The sequence below is a fragment of the Janibacter melonis genome, from assembly GCF_020567375.1.
GTDB classification, from domain to species: Bacteria; Actinomycetota; Actinomycetes; order Actinomycetales; family Dermatophilaceae; genus Marihabitans; species Marihabitans melonis.
Map to the genome: position 1 here is coordinate 953,519 of NZ_JAJBZM010000001.1, position 19,209 is coordinate 972,727.

Consider the following 19,209-nt stretch of genomic DNA (forward strand, 5'->3'; position numbering starts at 1 on the left):
CCGTGGGCGTACCCCCTTCGCCTGTGGATGCCGGGTCGAGGTACCCGAGCGAGCCCTGACTCACGCGGGCACCTCGACCCGGTCAGGGGGAGGCGAAGGGGGACGGAGGGGTCAGCCGGTCGCGAGCGCGCGGAGGCGGTCGAGGCTGCCGTTGAAGACGTTCTGGTCGATGGGGGTGTCGGAGTACTGCCAGAAGGTGTAGTAGCTCCACCCGGTCGGCAGGGTGCCGGCGGCGGTGCTGTACCGGGCGATCCACAGCGGCACCTCGGCGGCGAAGCGGGTGTCGTGGCCGACGCACTGGTTCCACCAGTTCGTGTTCGTGTAGATGACCGGCGCGCGACCGGTGCGGGCCTTGTACCGCTTCACGAAGTCCTGGATCCACGTCACCATGCCGGCCTGCGTCTTGCCGAAGCAGGTGGCGCCGTAGGGGTTCCACTCCATGTCGAGCGCGCCCGGGAGGGTCTTGCCGTCCGCCGACCAGCCGCCGCCGTTGTTGACGAACCAGTCCGCCTGGGCGGTGCCGCTCGAGCGGTCCGGCAGCGCGAAGTGGTACGAGCCGCGGATGAAGCCCTGGGTGTAGGAGCCGGTGTACTGGTGGTTGAAGGACGGGCTCTTGTAGCTCGTGCCCTCCGTGGCCTTGACGTACGCGAAGCGCTTGCCCGCCGCCCACTGCCCCGCCCAGTCGACCTGGCCCTGCCAGTTCGAGACGTCGATGCCGTTGACGGTCGCGGTGACCCCGGACTCGCGCGCGGCGCTCGTGTCGAGCTGACTGGCCTTGAGCGGGGTGCCTCGCTCGCGCCAGCCCATGTAGGCCTGACCGGGCTCGGTGATGCCCGCAGAGCGGGCGCCGGAGGTGGGCTCGGGGGCCGGGGCGTTCCCGGCCGTGGCGGTGGGGGCCACCGCGGTGAGCGCGGCGACGGCGGCGGTGGCGATGAGGGCTCGGCGCATGCTCGAAGGCTAGAAGCGAGCCCAATCCCCCTGCACCCCATGGGGATCCAGCGTCTGGTCAGGAGTGCGTCAGCCCAGGTCAGTGCGAGGTCAGATGAGTCAGCGGGGCGTCGTGTGGTTTCGAGGCTCAGGCCTGGCGGCCTTCGCACCTCAACCACCAAAGCCCTTCGATGGTCGAGGTGCGACGAGCGCAGCGAGGAGCCTCGAGACCACCGAAGCCCTACCGCGCGAGGTGCTCTCGAAGCCTTTCGTCCTGGTCCACCGGCTCCCAGCCGGTGGCGGCGATCTTGTCGAGCGAGAGGGTGCTGTGGCGGGGGCGGGGGGCCATGGGGCGGCCGTCGGCGTACTCGGCCGTGCTCACACCGGTGACGTCGGACCCGGACCTCCCCCGCAGCTCGAAGACCGCCTTCGCGACGTCGGCCCACGACCGGCTCGCTCCCCCGCTCGTCACGTCGTACGTCCCCGCAGGGGCCCCGACCTCGAGCAGGTGCGCGACCGCCCCCGCGAGGTCGTCGGCGAAGGTGAGGCGCCCGTGCTGGTCGTCGACGACGCGGGGTGACACCCCTTCGTCGGCCAGGCGGGCCATCGTGTCGACGAAGTTCGCCCCGTCACCGATGACCCACGACGTGCGCAGCACGTAGTGGCGCGGGACGACGGAGACGGCGAGGTCGCCGGCGGCCTTGCTCTGCCCGTAGACCCCGAGCGGCGCGAGACCCTCCTCCTCGTCGTGCACCTCGGCGGTGCCGTCGAAGACGTAGTCGCTCGAGACGTGCACGAGGGTGAGGTCGTGGCGCACGGCGAGCGCGGCGAGCCGGGCGACGGCGGTCGCGTTGGCGGCCCACGCCTCGCGCCGGCCGGGCTCGCTCTCGGCGTGGTCGACGGCGGTCATCGCCGCGGCGTTGACGACGACGTCGACCCCCGACCAGTCGAAGGCCTCGAGCGCCGCCGGGTCGGAGATGTCGAGCTCGGCGCGGGTGAGCCCGCGCGCGTCTGGCAGGGCCCGCATGAGCGCGCGGCCCACCTGGCCGTGGGCGCCGAGGACGAGCACCCGCTGCGCGGTCCGGGCGAAGGGGGTGACCCCCGCCAGGGTCGGGTTGCCCCGGTCCTTGTCGCTGATCTCCGCGCGCTCGAGCGGGATCGGCCACGCGATCGCGGCATCGGGGTCGTCGAGCGCGAGCGCGGGGTAGGTGAGCCCGGGCTGCCAGTGCGCGTTGACGAGATAGCTGTACGCCGTGCCGTCCTCGAGCGCCTGGTAGGAGTTGCCGACCCCCCGCGGCACGAAGACCGCGACCGCCGGGTCGACCTCGACGGTCACCGTCGTGCCGAAGCCCTCACCTTCACGCAGGTCGACCCATGCGCCGAAGACGCGCCCGGTGACGACGGAGACGAGCTTGTCCCACGGCTCGGCGTGGATGCCACGCGTGGCGCCCGCGCTGTCGTTGTACGAGACGTTGTGCTGCACCGGCCCGAAGTCCGGCAGCCCGAGCGCGGTCATCTTCGCCCGCTGCCACGACTCCTTGAACCACCCGCGGGCGTCCCCGTGCACGGGTAGTCGCAGGACGAGCAGCCCCGGGATCGCGGTGGTCTCGACGCTCAGATCGGCCACGGTCAGTGCCCCTTCGCCGCGTACGTGGCCTCGGTGGCCGCCTTCTGCGGGCGCCACCAGTCCTCGTGCTCGCGGTACCACTGCACCGTGCGCTCGAGCCCCTCGCGGAAGTCGCCGTACCGCGGCTCCCAGCCGAGCTCGGTGCGCAGCCGCGTCGAGTCGATGGCGTAGCGCATGTCGTGGCCGGCCCGGTCCGTCACGTGCTCGAAGTCGTCGGGGTCGCGCCCCATGATCTCGAGGATCGTGCGCACGACGGTGAGGTTGTCCTGCTCCCCGTCGGCGCCGACGAGATAGGTGCGGCCGCTCTCCCCCTTCGTGAGGATCGTCCACACGGCGCTGGAGTGGTCGTCGGCGTGGATCCAGTCGCGCACGTTCGCCCCGGCGCCGTAGAGGCGCGGGCGGACCCCGTCGATCAGGTTGGTGATCTGGCGCGGGATGAACTTCTCGACGTGCTGCCACGGCCCGTAGTTGTTCGAGCAGTTCGAGATCGTCGCGGGGATGCCGAAGGAGCGCACCCACGCGCGCACGAGGTGGTCGCTGCCGGCCTTCGTCGCGGAGTACGGGCTCGACGGCTGGTAGGGCGTGGCCTCGGTGAAGCGGGACGGGTCGTCGAGCTCGAGGTCGCCGTAGACCTCGTCGGTCGAGACATGGTGCAGCCGGGTGCCGTGGCGGCGCACCGCCTCGAGGATCGTGTACGTGCCGACGATGTTGGTCCGCACGAAGGGGGACGGGTCGGCCAGCGAGTTGTCGTTGTGCGACTCGGCGGCGTAGTGCACGACCGCGTCGGCCTGCTCCACGAGCGGGTCGACGGTCTCGGCCTCGGCGATGTCACCGATGACGAGCCGCACCCGGTCGGCGGGCAGGTCGGCGAGCGAGGCCCTGCTCGAGGCGTACGTCAGCTTGTCGAGGACGGTGACGTGGGCGTCGGTCGTCGCGACGACGTGATGGACGAAGTTGCTGCCGATGAAGCCGGCTCCCCCGGTGACGAGCAATCGGTGCATGCCTTGCAGGGTATGGGTGCCCGAGGTGCGCCCACCGGGCTTCGGCAGATCCCGTGCGGTGCAGGGCTGCCCGTCCTACCGTGGGCGCATGACCGAGGACCGCGGACCGACCTTCGACGGGGTGCGCATCGGGCGGCCAGCGTCCGGGGCGCTCGTCGACGCGGGCTACCGCTCGCAGGCCGACCTCCCGGAGGACCTCGAGGAGCTGCTCGCGCTGCACGGGGTCGGCCCGAGGGCCGTCCGGCTGCTCGACGAGGCACGTAGGGCCACGTGAGGGCCTGATCTCCCGGCCGACGCGCATACGATCCCCGCAGCCCGTCACCCACCCGAGGAGCTCACGATGGCCGGTCCGGCCGTGATCAAGAAGGTCGCCATCCAGATCGCCGGATGGCTGCTCGTGCTCGTCGGCATCGCCGCGCTCTTCCTGCCCGGCCCGGGGCTGCTCGCCCTCTTCGCCGGCATGGCGCTGCTCGCGACGCAGTACGAGTGGGCGGAGCGCCGGCTCGAGCCGGTGAAGCAGGCGGCCCTGCGGACCGCGGCCGACAGCGTCTCGAGCTGGGGCCGCATCGCCCTGTCGGGCCTGCTCATCGTCTTCCTCGTCGGCGCCGGCATCGTGTGGGGACTGCAGCCCCCGGCCCCGTCGTGGTGGCCCCTCGACGAGAAGTGGTGGCTCCCCGGCGGCTGGGGCACCGGCGGCTCCCTCATCGCCTCCGGCGTCATCGCCGCGGCGATGCTCATCTACAGCTACCTCAACTTCCGCGACATCCGCGACGACGAGGCCCGCGAGGACCAGCGGGTCTGACCTCCCCCTTCGCCTGATCCGCCGAACGCCGGACGCGAAGGGGTGCGCCGCCCTACGGTCGTCGCATGCGCGGCATCATCCTCGCCGGAGGGACCGGCTCGCGACTGCACCCGATCACCCTCGGGACAAGCAAGCAGCTCGTGCCGGTCTACGACAAGCCGATGGTCTACTACCCGTTGTCGACGCTCATGCTCGCGGGGATCCAGGACGTCCTGCTCATCACGACCCCGCACGAGGCCGACGGCTTCCACCGGTTGCTCGGCGACGGCTCGCAGATGGGCATCAACCTCACCTACGCGGAGCAGCCCTCGCCCGACGGTCTCGCGCAGGCCTTCGTCATCGGCCGCGACCACCTCGCCGGCGGCAAGGCGGGCCTCGTCCTCGGCGACAACATCTTCTACGGGCCGGGTCTGGGCACCCAGCTGAGGCGGCACCACGAGATCGACGGCGCCGCGATCTTCGGCTACCGGGTCGCCGACCCGACCGCCTACGGCGTCGTCGAGGTCGACGGCGAAGGGAGGGCGATCAGCCTCGAGGAGAAGCCCGCCCGCCCGCGCAGCGACCTCGCGGTGCCGGGTCTGTACTTCTACGACGAAGGGGTGGTCGACCGTGCCGCCGCCCTGCGTCCGAGCGCACGGGGCGAGCTCGAGATCACCGACCTCAACCGCGGGTACATGGAGGAGGGGCGCCTGCAGGTCGAGGTCCTCCCCCGCGGCACGGCGTGGCTCGACACCGGCAGCTTCGACTCGCTCAACGACGCGAGCAACTACGTCCGCACGCTCGAGGGCCGGCAGGGACTCAAGGTCGGCTGCCCCGAGGAGGTCGCCTGGCGCATGGGCTACATCGACGACGACGGCCTCCGCGAGCGCGCCGAGCCGCTCGTCAAGAGCGGCTACGGCCAGTACCTCCTGAGCCTGCTCGCCTGAGGGCTCTTCGCTGGGTTGCTGGTCGAGGTGCGAGCGAAGCGAGCCTCGAGACCACTCGGCCACTCGCTGGTCGAGGTGCGAGCGAAGCGAGCCTCGAGACCACCGGCCTCAGCCCGTGACGCGCTCCAGCCACACGACCCGCTCGACCGCGGCGTCGATCTCACGAGCCATGACGTCGAACGCGTTGTCATCGCGGCGGTACGGGTCGGCGACGTCGTCGACACCCTCCCCCACACGCGCACGACCGCGCTCCCGCGCGAGATGCGTCGGGATCGCCGCCCACCGCTCCTCCGGAGTCCCGAGCCCATCCAGACGCTCGGTCCACGGCTGCGACTGCTCGGCAGAGTCGATGAGCCGGGCGATCTCCTTGATCGTGTATGCCCGCTTGAGCAGCCGCGGCGCGTACGACAGCACGGCCTTGCGGTGCTCGACCGCCATCGGCAGCACGAGGTCGATCCCGTCGAGGTCGCGCTCGCTGATCTGCCGGGCGCGGAAGTCGGTGTGAGCGATGCCCTTCGCGTCGAGGTGACGGGCGCTCCCCGGCTCGACGGCGTGGTCCACGAGCGCGCCGACGCCGGCGCTGCTCACCTCGAAAGCACCAGGTCGGACTGACTCCAGCCCCTGGGCGAGCAGCAGGTGGGCGTAGGGCGACCGGCAGATGTTGCCGGTGCAGACGGTCATGATCCGCACGGTCATGACGGACATCCTGCCTGGTCGGGCCACTCGCCTCGACACGCCCACCTGCCGCGGACGATGGTCTGGGTCACATGGTGCCTGTGCAACAATCTGTTCGTTTGCACACCAACTCAGGGGATTGTCCAGTGGAGCTGCAGGACTACATCAGGATCGTCCGGAAGCGATGGATGACGATCCTGCTGACGACGCTCATCGTCGTCGGGCTCGCTGCCCTCTACACCGCGACGGCCACCAAGCAGTACGCCGCGAAGACTCAGTTCTTCGTCTCGGTCTCGGGTGCCGATGACAGCACAGCTCTCCAGCAGGGCGGCACCTTCGTCCAGCAACGCGTGAAGTCGTACGCAGAGCTCTTCAACACGCCTAAGGTCCTGGCCCCCGTCGCCGAGGAGCTGGGACAGGGCACGACTGCTGGCGACCTCGAAGGCAAGATCACCGTCGCCACACCGCCGGACACGGTGATCCTCGAGGCGTCGGTGACCGACGCCGATCCGGGACGCGCCCAGGAGATCGCCGCGGCGATCGGCGAGACCTTCCCGGCCGTCGTCGACGAGCTCGAGCGCCCCTCCGACAGCAGCCGCCGCAGCCCGGTCAAGGTCAGCCTCGTAGCCCCTGCCGAGACGTCGACCGCCCCGGTCTCCCCGAACCCGGTGCGCAACCTTGCCCTTGGCCTGGTCCTCGGTGTGCTCTTCGGCCTTGGACTGGCCCTCATCCGTCATCTCATGGACACGACGGTGCGCTCCACCGACGACGTCGAGGAGATCACCGAGGACCCGATCATCGGCGCGGTGCACTTCGACCCCCGTGCGGGCAAGGAGCCCCTCATCGTCGAGACGGACCCGACGTCACCGCGGTCCGAGGCCTTCCGCTCGCTGCGGACCAACCTCATGTTCGTCAACGCCACCACCCATCCGCGTACCATCGCGCTCACCTCGTCGATCCCCGGCGAGGGCAAGAGCACGACGATCGCCAACCTCGCGCTGACCCTGGCTCAGTCCGGCTCCCGCGTCTGCCTCATCGAGGGCGACCTCCGCCGTCCGCGTCTGCTCGACTACCTCGGGCTCGAGGGCGCCGCCGGCATCACCGACGTGCTCATCGACCGCGCCACCCTCGACGACGTCATCCAGCCCTACGGCGACCACGGCCTCGACATCATCGGAGCCGGCCCCATCCCGCCCAACCCCAGCGAGCTCTTGGCGTCGGACGCGATGTCCATGGCGCTTGCCCAGCTCTCGGCGCGCTACGACTACGTCCTCATCGACACCCCGCCGGTGCTGCCGGTCACCGATGCGGTCGTCCTGTCGACGAAGGTCGACGGCGTCATCGTGCTCGTGGGGACGACGATCGTGCGCAAGGAGCAGCTCGAGGCGACCCTGGACGCGATCAAGGCGGTCGACAACAACCTCCTCGGCCTGGTGCTGAACCGCGTCGGCACGAACTCCGGCGACGGGGGCGGCTACTACGGCTACTACGACTACCAGTCGGACCCGAGCAAGAAGGCCGATGCGTCGCGCGCTGACAAGCGGCGAGCTCGCGTTCGTAGCGGTCGCTGAGTTCTGCCATGCCAACCTCCCCCAGAAGGTCGGTCCGATGGCTGTGGGCAGCTGTCGACCTGCTCATCGTCGCCGCGTCCGTGCTGGTCGCCGCCTTCATGCGGTACGACTTCGATGCTGATCTCGCGCTAGCCGGACCCGTCCTCACCCTCGTCGGTGTAGCAGTGCTCGCTCAGCTCGTCCTCGGATCGGTCATCGGTCCCTACGCGGTCGGTCACGAGCGTGGTTCGTACGAGGAGATCGTCGACGTCGGCAAGACCGTCATCGCATGGACCATCCCCCTGGGCCTGGTCGGCCTGTTCGTCCAGTCCCAGTTCGGACCCCGCAGCCTGGCCTTCACCAGTGGTGCCCTGGCGATGCTCGGCATGTTCGGCGCGCGCTTCGTGCTTCGTACGGCACGCACCAGGCCGGATCAGCTGGCGGATGACCACAAGCGCGTCCTCGTCATCGGGGCAGGTGACGGCGGGCGCCAGGTCGTGCGTTCACTGGTTCGCGACCGCGGCGCGCGGATGCACCCGGTGGGCATCCTCGACGACGACCCGCGCAAGCGGCGCCTTCGGATCGAGGGCGTCCGCGTCCTCGGTACCCGCGCGGATCTGGCGGAGGTCGCAACCCGGACAGAGGCGACGACGGTAGCCATCGCCATCCCGAGTGCTGATGCCGAGATGGTCAAGGACGTGCACGACACCGCATCGAACCTCGGCCTCGACATCAAGATCCTCCCGCGCACGTTGGAGCTGTTTGGGAAGGCAGACGCGAACCGTCTCCGCTCGCTGAACCTGGCTGATCTGCTAGGTCGACGCCCCATCGAGCTGGACCGCACCGCCATCGCCGAGCACATCCAGGGCCAGACCGTGCTCGTCACGGGAGCCGGCGGGTCCATCGGCTCCGAGCTCTGCCGGCAGATCGCGCGCTTCGGCCCGAGCAAGCTGCTGATGCTCGACCGTGACGAATCCGCGCTGCACGCCACCCAGATCTCCGTGACGGGCAAGGGGCTGCTCGATGACGACAGCGTCGTCCTGGCCGACATCCGCGACGAGGAGAGGATGCTGGAGGTCTTCACCCAGCACCGGCCGGGCGTCGTCTTCCATGCAGCCGCGCTCAAGCACCTGCCCCTCCTCGAGCAGTACCCGATGGAGGCGTGGAAGACCAACGTCCTAGGAACCCTCAACGTCCTGCGCGCTGCCCATGCGGTCGGGGTGCGAACCTTCGTCAACATCTCGACGGACAAGGCAGCCGACCCGAGCTGCGTCCTGGGGTACAGCAAGCGCATCACGGAGCGTCTGACCGCCGACTACGCGGCGCGCGACGAGCACACCTACGTGTCGGTTCGATTCGGCAACGTCCTCGGATCTCGCGGATCGGTCATCACCGCCTTCACCGCGCAGATCGAGCAAGGCGGACCGGTTACCGTGACCCACCCCGACGTCGAGCGGTACTTCATGCTCATCCCCGAAGCTTGTCAGCTCGTCCTTCAGGCAGCAGCGATCGGACGCGACGGCGAGGTCATGGTCCTCGACATGGGCCAGCCGGCCAAGATCCTCGACGTCGCCGAGACGCTCATCGAGATGTCTGGCCGGCGCGATGTCGACGTCGTCTTCACGGGTCTGCGTCCGGGCGAGAAGATGTCCGAGGACCTGTTCACCCCGGGTGAGGACATCCGCACCACCGAGCACCCCCTGGTGAGCAGCGTGGGAGTTCCTCCCATCGGAGGCGACCTGGTGGGCGAGCTCCTGCATGGCTCGCCAAGAGAGTCCGCGGAGTGGATGGAGTCCGCGTCACGCGAGCACCTGTCGACGGTGCCGCCGAGGGCTCTGTGAAACGCGACTTCTTCCGACCCACATCGTCCGCTTGGAGCGCAGCCGCTGCTGCTGCAGTCGCGACGGCCGGGCTCGGCGGCCCGGTCCGCACGGCGTTGCACCGCTGGGGCACGATGGACGTACCGAACCACCGCTCGTCGCACGCGGCCCCCGTCGTCCGCAGCGGCGGGGTTGCGCCGATTCTCGGTGCCGGTGTCGCGTCCCTCATCACAGGGCGCAGACCGAGCGCTGCGCGGGGAGTCACCGTGCTCGCACTCGCGGGACTAGGTCTGGCCGACGACATCAGCGGTGATGTGCCCGCGCGGCTCCGGCTCGCTGCACAACTTGCTCTCGGCGCCGCCCCGTCCGCCCACGGCGGTTGGGATCGCCCCTTGGCTGCGGTCGCGACGGCTGGTGTCGTCAACGTCGTGAACTTCATGGATGGGATCAACGGCATCACGGGGATGACCGCGGTGGTGTGGGGGGTGAACGCCATGCTGGTGGAAGACGAGAGTGATGGGGACCTCGCGACCCTAGGTGCGCTCACGGCTGGAGCCGGCCTCGGTTTCCTACCCCACAACGCGCCAACGGCCCGCATGTTCCTCGGCGACGTCGGCAGTTATGCCTTCGGCGCTGCGATGGCGGCCGGTGTCCTCAGCCAGCGAAGCCTGGCCGGGCGGTACCGGGCAGCGGCACCCCTCATTCTTTACGGACTTGATGCTGCGCAAGCCCTGCTGCTTCGGGCAAGAGCAGGGAAGTCGCTGACCGACGCCCATAGAGACCACGTCTACCAACGACTGGTGGACGGGGGCCGGTCACACATCGAGGTCGCGGCGCTTCACGGCGCGCTGGCCGGCATGATTGTCGCGTCCGCTCGCCGAGTCGGCGTCGCAGCGCGCGTCACCGAACTCGCCATCGCTGTCGGTTACTTGACCCTCCCCCTCATGCAATCCCGCAGATCAGGAGCGCTCGATGCCCCCCACACCTCTCGGGAGGGGACTATGACGCCCGTCCAACCCGACGACTCTGGTCGCGTCGAGATCGGTGAACGCACACCTGCTCAGGAAGGTGGCCGGTCGTGAAGCTGCTGCTGGTCACTCACTTCTACCCTCCTGAGATCGGTGCCCCGCAGCGACGATGGGAGGGGTTCGTCGGCCACTGGACAAGGTCCGGGATCGACGTGACGGTTGTCTGCCCTCTCCCCCACTACCCCGACGGCAAGGGTCGTCCTGGTTCCGTGAAGGCGCACCTTCGCACGCAGACGGGTCAGTACGGGGAGCGCATAGTCCGCGTGCCGTTCGTCCCCAACGCCAAGTCCGCCGCCGCAAAGCTCGCTGATCACACCCTCGCGGCACTGGCGTCAGTCCCCGCTTCAGCGCTGCGAACGTTCGACGTCGTCCTCACCTCGGCACCTGGGCTACCGAGCCTCGTGGCGGGCGAGATGCTCGCCAAGGTCCGGAACGTGCCTCACGTCGTCGAGATGCGGGATGCATGGCCGGATCTGCTCGACCAGGCCGAGCTGCCCGGTGGGCGCGCGGCGCGCGGCATGGCGCGTGTTGTCACACGAGCCCAGAGCCGCGCGGATCGCATCGTGACAGTCTCGGCAGCCTTTGCAGACGTTCTTCGTCATCGCCATCCCGCAGTCCCCGTAGACCACGTGAGCAACGGCATCACGGTGGACAGCGTGCCCGCGATCGACGGCTCCCCGCTCGGCGAGGGGCCGATCAATGCGCTGTACCTCGGGACGATGGGCGTCAGCCAGGGCCTTCACCATGTGATCGACGCTGCGTCCATCGCCGGCAGCGATGTCGTGAACTTGACGATGATCGGCGGCGGGAACCAGACCGAGCCTCTTCGCCGACATGCAGCTGAGCTTGGCGTGCCAGTGACCTTCAGGCCGCAGGTGAGTGGTGACGAGCTCTGGGCGGCCTATGCGAGTACCGACACCGTGGCAGTGCCTCTTCGCGCATGGCCCGCCTTCGACTACACAGTGCCCTCGAAGCTGTACGAGATCTTCGCTGCTGGCGTTCATGTGAGCGCCATGCTGTCCGGCGAGGCGCGAGAGCTGGTTCACAACTCTCAGTCCGGCTTCTGCGTCCCACCGGAGCAGCCAGCCGCCCTCGCTGCGAAGTGGACCCAGATGCACGACACCCGCACATTGCTCGGGCAGGTGCCGGGAGCAAGCAGAGATTGGGTGCGCCGACACGCGGACTACGAAGTGCTTGCGGACAGGTACGCCTCGATCCTGCGAGAGACCGTCGACAGGGGGAAGACTCGATGAGGATCGCGGTTTTCGGCAGCACCGGGTTCGTCGGGCGGGCGGCTACGCGGCGCTTGCATGATGTCGCTGGACACGTGCTCAGCGTCACGTCCCCGCGGTTGTCTACAGCAGCCCGGGGGGTCTCGGACCTCGAGAAGGCTGCCCTCGCCGTCGATCCGTCACTGATGGAGGACCTGAGTCGAGGCCTGGCCGGGGTGGACGCAGTGGTCAACTGCGCCGGCCTTGCCCGCCCCACCGCTTCCGCCGACGACGCGCTGTACGGCGCGAACGCACTGCTGCCGGTCGTCCTGTACCGAGCGTCAGCCGCGGCGGGTGTCTCGCAGTTCGTCCATGTCAGCAGCGCCGCCGTCCTCGGGTCGGGCACCCTACGCGACGGCTGGGACAGTTCTCCCCACACCCCTTACGGCCTCAGCAAGGCGCTCGGCGAGCAGGGGCTGGAGATGGTCTCGCGCCAGGAGGAGCAGTGCGGCCTTCGCATACTGCGACCCACCTCAGTGCACGGTCCTGGCCGAGACGTGACGAGGACATTGGTACGGCTCGCACGCTCGCCCGGCGCAACAGTGGCTGGAGACGGCAGCGCTCCCAGCCCACAAGTGCTGGTCGAGCGAGTGGCGGACATGCTTCACGCCCTTGTCGTGATGCAGGACGTACCGCGGCATCCGCTCGTACAACCGTGGGACGGAGTCACGGTGCGGAGCATCCTCGAAGACCTCGGTGACGGGTCCCGACCCCGATCACTCCCGATGCCCGTGGCACGATCCTTGGTGATGTTGGGGAGCAGAGTCCCGCACGCCTGGGTCAAAGGACAGACACGCCGCGTCGAGATGCTCTGGTTCGGACAGGCTCATGAGGACGGTTGGCTGACCCGACGCGGCCTCGCCGAGCCGCTCGACCGCGACGCCTGGCGTCAGACGGGCCGGCGAGTTCTTGAAGGTGATCAGCTGTGAGCCGGCGTGCGCAGGTAGGCCGCCTCATCAGGACGTTCCGCTACCTCGAGCCCCAGCAGGTCCTGAGCCGTGCCCGCGAACCTCTTGTCGACCTCGTAGACGCTTCCGGTCCTCGTAGCGGCGCGCCAGTCACAGTGCCGGGGTGGCCGTCGACCTTCAGCTCCACCGACTCGTTCCTACGGGCCGGTGGACTAGGAGCCGGGGGCGAAGACATCACGCTCCTGGGCGAGAGCCGGACGATGGGGCCTCCTGCTGAGTGGGACTGGACTGCCCCTGGCGCCTCGCGGCTGTGGCGTTTCCACCTCAACTACTGGGATTGGGCGCACGAAACCCTCACGCACGTCGGGGGCGCGGGTCTGCTCGAGGAACTCGTCACCGGATGGTGGGGACGGACACGATACGGCCAAGGCGACGAGTGGGAGCCCTACGTCGTCAGTCTCCGGCTGTGGAGCCTGTGCGGCTTGTGGAATCGCGACTTCTCACCTGCGGGACATGCCACGATCATCTCGGCGGTCTCGACCCAGCAGCACTACCTGTCCCGGCGACTTGAATGGGACGTCCGCGGAAATCACCTCATCAAGAATCTCAAGGCGCTGTGCGGAGCGGCCGCCTTCCTGGGAGAGCGCGATCGGTTCAGCGACGAGATCGGCCGCGCGTACAACGAGGTCTCACGTCAGGTGCTCCGCGACGGCGGCCACGAGGAACGGTCGCCGTCATATCACGCTCAAGTCTTGCTAGACGTCATCGACCTGCGGGATCTGGCTCGAGCCATGGGTGAGACAGCTGCGGCGGACTCGTTCTCGGAGCTGGCAGCGGCAATGACGCAGTGGTTGTGCTCGATGTCCCCTGGCGACGTTCTACCCGCCGTGAACGACGGGTTCCCCCCCTCACCCGAGGTCCTGGACCTCCTCCTGCCAGGTGATCGGCCCCCCGCGCCGACGGTCACGGTGCTGGGCCACTCGGGGTACGCACGCGTCAAGACCGGAGAATGGGAGCATCTGCTCGATGTCGGCCCGATCGGGCCGCCCCACAATCCCGGCCACGGGCACGCGGACAGTCTGAGCTTCTTGAGCTGGTACTCGGGCATGCCGGTGCTGGTCGACACAGGCACGTCGACCTATGACGCAGGAACCCAGCGCGCGTACGAGCGATCGACCCGCGCTCACAACACGGTCGAGGTTGGGTCGCGTGACAGCTCTGAGGTCTGGAAGTCGTTCCGGGTGGGCCGCCGCGCCACGGCATCTCTGGACTCTCTGGATGTGATGGGTGATCGCGTGACCGTCAGCGCCAGCCATGACGGTTATCAGGTCTCGCACCAGGTGTCTGTCTGTCGCACGTGGGACCTGGGTCCAGAGGGGCTTCAGATCACCGACCGGCTGCAGGGCCGCGACGTGGACGACAGGACGACCGTGCTGACACACCTCCACCTTCACCCCGATCTCGTCTGGGACGGATCGCGCGCCTCGAACTCGGCGGACGCATTCACCGTCACATGCCAAGACGAAGCAGGGGAACCCTTGTCCGCCGAGGTCCGCATGAGCCCGGTGGCGACGGGGCTCAACAGGGTCCAGGAAGCGGTTCACCTCACGTTCCGGTGGCCGGCCGGGTCACGAAGCATCTCCGTCACGATCGACCACTGCACGCCTATCAAGAAGAAGGAAGACAAGCCATGAAGCAGGTCGTACAACCGACTGGTGGCGGCGCCATCCGAGTCCTCGACGTCCCTCGGCCGAGCATCGGTGCCACCGAGGTGCTCGTGCGTACGGAGGCATCCCTGATCTCGGCGGGAACCGAGCTCGCGATGACCAAGCTGGCTCAGTCCAGCCTGGTCCAGAAGGCACGAGCGCGGCCCGATCTGGTGAGGCAGGTCGTCCAGAAGGCGAAGTCCGACGGTGTCGGCCAGACCGTCAAGACGGTTCGGAACAGGCTGGCCGGCGACACCCCGCTCGGCTACTCCGCCTGCGGGACGGTGATCGCGGTCGGTGAGGCGGTGTCGGGCATCCGACCCGGCCAGCGTGTTGCGACCGGGGGCGCCGGTGTGGCGAACCACGCCGAGCTCCAGTCGGTTCCGTCTCTCCTGTGCTCGCCGGTGCCCGACGGTGTGAGTGCCGAGGAGGCGGCGTTCAGCACCGTGGGCTCTATCGCTCTGCACGGATTGCGGCAGGCAGACCTCGGCCCCGGGTCGAAGGTCGCCGTCATCGGTCTTGGACTCCTCGGGCAGCTCACAGCGCGACTCGCTGAAGCGTCCGGGCTCGACGTGTTCGGCATCGACGTCGGCGAGACGGCCGTCAAGCGTGCTCGTGACGCTGGCATCACCGCGCAGGTGGACAACGGGCAGAGCACCACCGACGCGGTCCTTCAGTGGTCGCGCGGCCGAGGAGCGGATGCCGTCATCATCTGCGCCTCGAGCAAGTCTTCCGCGATCGCCCTGCGGGCGGCGGAGCTCTGTCGCGACCGGGCTGTCGTCGTCGTCGTGGGCGACGTCGGCCTTGACCTCGAACGGGCGCCGTTCTACGAACGAGAGCTCAGCATCCGGTTCGCACGCTCCTACGGCCCGGGGCGTTACGAACGATCCTACGAGGAGTGGGGGGTGGACTACCCCGCTGGGTACGTCCGCTGGACGGAGAACCGCAACTTCGAGTCGATCCTGGATCTCATCGCGAGCGGCCGTCTTGTCGTCAAGGATCTCGTCACGCATCACTTCGGCATCGCGGAGGCCGACCGCGCCTACGAGCTGATGTCGAGTGGCAGCGAGCCGTACCTGGGCATCGTTCTCACCTACCCGGACAGCGAGCCAGAGCGTCCCTCCGTGGAGAAGACGTCGCAGCAGAGCGGGTCGGGCATCGGATGGATCGGTGCCGGGAACTTCAGCGGCGGGACGTTGCTGCCCGCATTCCGCGACGCAGGCATCTCCGATTTTGTGACCGTGGCGTCGGCGCGCGGCCTGTCCGCGAAGCGGTTTGCCGACCGGCACGGCTTCAAGGGCACCTCCGATGATGCTTCCGAGGTCATCAACGACCCGCGCGTGTCGACGGTTGTCGTCTCGACCCCTCACTCATCACATGCAGAGCTGGCCGCACAGGCGCTCCGCGCCGGCAAGCACGTCTGGGTCGAGAAGCCGCTCGCCCTGTCGTTCGAGGAGCTCGAGGCAGTTGTCGAGGCAGAGGCGACCTCGAACGGTGTGCTCTTCGTCGGCCATAACCGACGATTCGCTCCCATGGTTCAGACCCTGGCGAGCACCTTCCCGGTTGAGTCCGGGCCTGTCGGCATCACCTACCGGGTGAACGCCGGCTCCATCGACCCGAAGCACTGGTACTCCGACCGTCGAGAAGGTGGTCGTCTGCTCGGCGAGGTCTGTCACTTCATCGACACCTGCACGGCCATCGCCGCCTCGCCAGTCACCGAGATCGCGGCCCTGCCGGGTGGTGATGGCGAGTCTGCGCTCGCCCCGAGCTTCGTCCTGTGCCTGCGGCACGCGAACGGATCCGTGGCGACGATCTCCTACCTGGCCGGAGGACCCGGAACCCTCGGCAAGGAGTACGTCGAGGTGATCGGCCAGGGCCGTTACGCGGTGCTGGACGACTTCAAGACGCTGACCATCGATGGCAAGAAGGTCAAGGACGTGGAGGCCGGGAAGGGTCACCTCCAGGCTGTGTCGGCGTTCCGAGACCTGATCGGTGGCTCGCCTGTCGACACCTCGTGGGTCATCGATACTGCACGTGCGTGTCTCTCGGCAGCGGCGGCTCTCGGCACCAGATGAGCAACAAACGCAACTTTGCGCTGTCGTCAGCAGCCGACCTGCTGACGACAGCGGCATCGTTCGGAACGGGTGTCCTGGTAGCCAGGATCCTGGGGCCAGAAGACAGAGGCGTTTACAGCTTCGTGACAGCCACGGGTGCTGTCGTGGCCTATCTGGCAGGGATGGGTCTTTTCGAGGCTCTGCTGGCCAAGGGGCGTCGACCTTCCAACGGTGTGTTGTGGCTCGCCGCTGGTCTGGGCGTCGTCGGTTCAGTCGTGATGTTCGTCGTCGGTGCGGTTCGTTCCGAACCGATGCTGCAGCTGTACTCTCCTCTGCCGATCATCTGGGGTTTGCTTCAGGTCAGATTGGCCCACGCGCGCATCACCGGACGGGCTGCGTGGTTCTGGTTGCGGGTGATCGCCCCCGCCCTGCAGCTCCTGACGACTCTGGTCCTGGTCGTCGCAGGGCACCTCACCGTCGCCTCGGCGATAGCCGCACTCCTCGTCGGCTTCGCCGTGGCAGTCGTCGTCGACGTGATTGTGGAACGGCGTCAGCCGGCCCACGATCGGGCACCAGAGCTGGACGGTCACGAAGGGACGCTCCTACGGTCGGGTCTGCACCAGCACCTGCTGAACGTGCCTCGCAGCTTGAACTACAGGGGCCCACTCATCATGCTCGGATTCCTGGCGACCAGCGAGGATCTGGGGCTGTACGCAGTCGCCGGTTCGGTTGCCTCACTGATTCCCATCTTGACCTGGTCCATCCCGCAGAACCTGCTCGCGATGCGGAGCGCGAAGGACAACGCGGCTAGCCGAGTCTCTCGCCAGCTCGTCACTCTGAGCTGGCTGTCCGGAGCGATCGGGGGCACCGCGGCGCTCTTGCTCGGAGAAGAAGTGCTGGCACTGGTCTATGGAAGCGCGTTCGTACCTGCAGTCACAGGATTCATCATCCTCACCTTTGCCCAGGCGCCGTGGCTGCACAGCAGCGTCGTGCAGGCTGACTACCGCGCAGACGGACGTGCGCATGTGGCAGCGATCATCGAGGTCGCCTCACTGGTCGTCACCCTCGTCCTCATCGCGCTTCTCTACCCGATCTACGGGATCACGGGCGTGGCTTCGAGCGTGGCTGCGGGCTACGTCCTGAGCGCAGTCCTGACCCAGTCGCTGCGATACCGCTCCCCGTCGACCAGCGCACCGACCCCAGCCGAAACGGCGGTCCCACGATGAAGATCCTCCTCGACGCCTCCCATCAGCGGGCGGGTGGCGGCCTTCAGGTCAGCCATGGCATCCTCTCCGCCCTGGCGGACGATGCCTTCGCAGAGCACGACTGGCACGTTCTTGCGCCGGAGGGGTCTACCCTCCATGCCGCCGCCGCCCAGATCGCGATCCCGTCTGACGCATACCCGACGTCGACGGTCGGCCGGCAAGCGCGGGGCAGGTCAGTCGTCCGAGACGTGGTCGACACCTTTGATCCGGACGTGGCGTACACGGTGTTCGGCCCCCCGGTCCCTGTTCGGGCCGGCGTGACTACAGCAGCCGGGATGGCGTACTCCAACCTTCTCTACCCCGAGGTCGATTTCTGGGCCCATCTGCCTCGCCGTACCCGCTGGAAGCACGAGGTGCGCGACCACTTTCGCCAGCACGCAGTGCGACAGGCCTCGGGGCTCATCCTCGAGACCGAGGCTCTGCGACGACGCGCGATGGAGAGGTGGGGATACGAGGAGGAGGCGACGACCGTCATACGTCCGGCGGTCGGGCCGAATCTTCTCGACCCTGAGGAAGACGTTCGAGTACGTGACCAGCTGGACCTCCTTCCCGCCAGCGCAACTTTCGTCCTCCTGGCATCCGGGTACCACCCGAACAAGAACGTCGACCAGATCCCCGCGATCGCGCTCGAGGCTCCAGAACTCCACTTCGTGCTCACCGTGGAGCCCGGGTCCCCCGGTGGGCGGGAGCTCCGAGAGGTCTCGCACAGGCTGGGCGTCTCGGATCGAGTGCACCTCATCGGGAACGTCCCTCAGGTCAGCATCGGCATGCTGTACCAGCATGCCGATGTACTGCTGCTCATGAGCGAGCTGGAGAGTTTCAGCAACAACGTGAGCGAGGCGATTGCCACCCGGACCCCGTTGGTGCTGTCCGATCGGGACTGGGCCCGATCTGCAGCTGGCGAGGCTGCGGTCTACGTCCCGCCGAGGGAGCCGAGCAAGATCGCTGCGGGCCTTCGGGCCGCCCTCGATCCCGTCGACCTGGATCGTCGGCTGGACGTCGGATCGACTATTCTCGCTGAGCACCATGGCACCCACGTCGGCAGGCTTCGACACGTCGTACGTTTTCTGGAAACGTTGAGGAATCGCTGATGAAGACCGGCATCCACTACTTCTTGGTGGTGACGTACGAGACGGCGACGGCGATGGTCTTGAAGTTGCCGCGCTACCGGACCTGCAACCGACTGAAGTCCACGTACCTGCGACTGCTGGGCGCCGAGGTGGGCAATCGGGTCGTGCTCTACCCAGATCTATGGATCATGCCGGTGCGAGGACTCCGCCTGGGTGACGACGTCGATCTGGCCAAAGGTGTCCTCATCACCGGCAGGGGGGGCGTCAGCGTCGGGAGCAGGACTCTGGTCGGTTACGGCACTCGCATCATCTCTTCTAATCACAAGGTCTCCGGCGCCGGGACCGTATTCGGGTCGGGGCATGAGCATGCACCGGTGACAATTGGTGCGGACGTGTGGATCGGAGCCGGATGCACGATTCTTCCGGGTGTGTCGATCGGCGACCGGGCCGTCATCGCTGCTGGCGCTGTCGTCACGAAGGACGTGCGGGAGGGCGAGGTAGTAGGTGGCGTACCTGCCCGACTGATCCGTCATCAGACCATCGCCCCCGGCGGGGGATGATGTGAGCTCCCAGGCAGCT

The 19,209-nt window shown here is 68.1% G+C and carries 17 protein-coding genes; 13 read left to right on the forward strand and 4 right to left on the reverse strand.

Annotated features, from left to right (window positions below):
* Positions 1-111 precede the first annotated feature (111 nt).
* The 3 genes from LIV55_RS04440 to rfbB all read right to left on the reverse strand — a co-directional run bounded on the left by LIV55_RS04440 (position 112) and on the right by rfbB (position 3,555).
* Entirely contained in the window at positions 112-948 is an 837-nt protein-coding gene (locus tag LIV55_RS04440) for a lysozyme (protein WP_229299293.1), read from the reverse strand.
* A 220-nt stretch (positions 949-1,168) separates the two neighbouring features.
* Positions 1,169-2,554, reverse strand: coding sequence for a sugar nucleotide-binding protein (locus LIV55_RS04445; protein ID WP_229299294.1), 1,386 nt, complete (start codon positions 2,552-2,554; stop codon positions 1,169-1,171).
* 2 nt (positions 2,555-2,556) lie between these two features.
* Positions 2,557-3,555, reverse strand: a complete 999-nt coding sequence (gene rfbB, locus LIV55_RS04450; protein ID WP_229299295.1) for a dTDP-glucose 4,6-dehydratase — start codon at positions 3,553-3,555, stop codon at positions 2,557-2,559.
* Positions 3,556-3,643: 88 nt separating this feature from the next.
* Between rfbB and LIV55_RS04455 the strand changes: the two genes are divergently transcribed.
* The 3 genes from LIV55_RS04455 to rfbA all read left to right on the forward strand — a co-directional run bounded on the left by LIV55_RS04455 (position 3,644) and on the right by rfbA (position 5,283).
* Positions 3,644-3,829: a helix-hairpin-helix domain-containing protein gene (locus LIV55_RS04455; protein ID WP_229299296.1), complete on the forward strand. Its 186-nt coding sequence runs from the start codon at positions 3,644-3,646 to the stop codon at positions 3,827-3,829.
* Positions 3,830-3,895: 66 nt separating this feature from the next.
* Entirely contained in the window at positions 3,896-4,357 is a 462-nt protein-coding gene (locus LIV55_RS04460) for a PGPGW domain-containing protein (protein ID WP_229299297.1), read from the forward strand.
* 65 nt (positions 4,358-4,422) lie between these two features.
* Positions 4,423-5,283 (forward strand): glucose-1-phosphate thymidylyltransferase RfbA, encoded by an 861-nt coding sequence (gene rfbA / locus LIV55_RS04465; RefSeq protein ID WP_191681381.1) that lies wholly within the window; start codon positions 4,423-4,425, stop codon positions 5,281-5,283.
* 108 nt (positions 5,284-5,391) lie between these two features.
* Here rfbA and LIV55_RS04470 read toward each other — a convergent pair whose 3' ends face one another.
* The gene (locus LIV55_RS04470) at positions 5,392-5,979 is read right to left on the reverse strand and encodes an arsenate reductase/protein-tyrosine-phosphatase family protein (protein ID WP_191681382.1); all 588 of its coding nucleotides are present in this window, start codon (positions 5,977-5,979) and stop codon (positions 5,392-5,394) included.
* Between the two features lie 167 nt (positions 5,980-6,146).
* On the opposite strand from LIV55_RS04470, the gene LIV55_RS04475 reads away from it, so the two are divergent.
* The 10 genes from LIV55_RS04475 (at position 6,147) to LIV55_RS17110 (ending at position 19,190) form a co-directional block, all read left to right on the forward strand.
* Entirely contained in the window at positions 6,147-7,529 is a 1,383-nt protein-coding gene (locus LIV55_RS04475; RefSeq protein WP_229299298.1) for a tyrosine-protein kinase domain-containing protein, read from the forward strand.
* 8 nt (positions 7,530-7,537) lie between these two features.
* A complete protein-coding gene (locus LIV55_RS04480) occupies positions 7,538-9,349 on the forward strand; it encodes a polysaccharide biosynthesis protein (protein WP_229299299.1) in 1,812 nt (603 codons plus the stop codon).
* Positions 9,350-9,594: 245 nt separating this feature from the next.
* Positions 9,595-10,410, forward strand: a complete 816-nt coding sequence (locus tag LIV55_RS04485; protein WP_229299300.1) for an MraY family glycosyltransferase — start codon at positions 9,595-9,597, stop codon at positions 10,408-10,410.
* Complete coding sequence (locus LIV55_RS04490; protein ID WP_229299301.1) at positions 10,407-11,609, forward strand: glycosyltransferase family 4 protein; 1,203 nt, start codon at positions 10,407-10,409, stop codon at positions 11,607-11,609. The genes LIV55_RS04485 and LIV55_RS04490 overlap by 4 nt, the downstream gene beginning before the upstream one ends.
* On the forward strand, positions 11,606-12,556 hold the full coding sequence (locus LIV55_RS04495) for an NAD-dependent epimerase/dehydratase family protein (protein WP_229299302.1): 951 nt from the start codon (positions 11,606-11,608) through the stop codon (positions 12,554-12,556). The genes LIV55_RS04490 and LIV55_RS04495 overlap by 4 nt, the downstream gene beginning before the upstream one ends.
* Positions 12,553-14,229 carry an alginate lyase family protein gene (locus LIV55_RS04500; protein ID WP_229299303.1) on the forward strand — a complete coding sequence of 559 codons (1,677 nt, stop codon included), beginning with the start codon at positions 12,553-12,555 and terminating at the stop codon, positions 14,227-14,229. Before LIV55_RS04495 ends, LIV55_RS04500 begins: the two co-directional genes overlap by 4 nt.
* Positions 14,226-16,316, forward strand: a complete 2,091-nt coding sequence (locus LIV55_RS04505; RefSeq protein ID WP_229299304.1) for a bi-domain-containing oxidoreductase — start codon at positions 14,226-14,228, stop codon at positions 16,314-16,316. Before LIV55_RS04500 ends, LIV55_RS04505 begins: the two co-directional genes overlap by 4 nt.
* Positions 16,280-17,521 carry a lipopolysaccharide biosynthesis protein gene (locus LIV55_RS04510; RefSeq protein ID WP_229299305.1) on the forward strand — a complete coding sequence of 414 codons (1,242 nt, stop codon included), beginning with the start codon at positions 16,280-16,282 and terminating at the stop codon, positions 17,519-17,521. The genes LIV55_RS04505 and LIV55_RS04510 overlap by 37 nt, the downstream gene beginning before the upstream one ends.
* A complete protein-coding gene (locus tag LIV55_RS04515) occupies positions 17,518-18,651 on the forward strand; it encodes a glycosyltransferase (RefSeq protein WP_229299306.1) in 1,134 nt (377 codons plus the stop codon). The genes LIV55_RS04510 and LIV55_RS04515 overlap by 4 nt, the downstream gene beginning before the upstream one ends.
* Positions 18,651-19,190, forward strand: coding sequence for an acyltransferase (locus tag LIV55_RS17110; RefSeq protein WP_308012871.1), 540 nt, complete (start codon positions 18,651-18,653; stop codon positions 19,188-19,190). Before LIV55_RS04515 ends, LIV55_RS17110 begins: the two co-directional genes overlap by 1 nt.
* Positions 19,191-19,209: the final 19 nt, after the last annotated feature.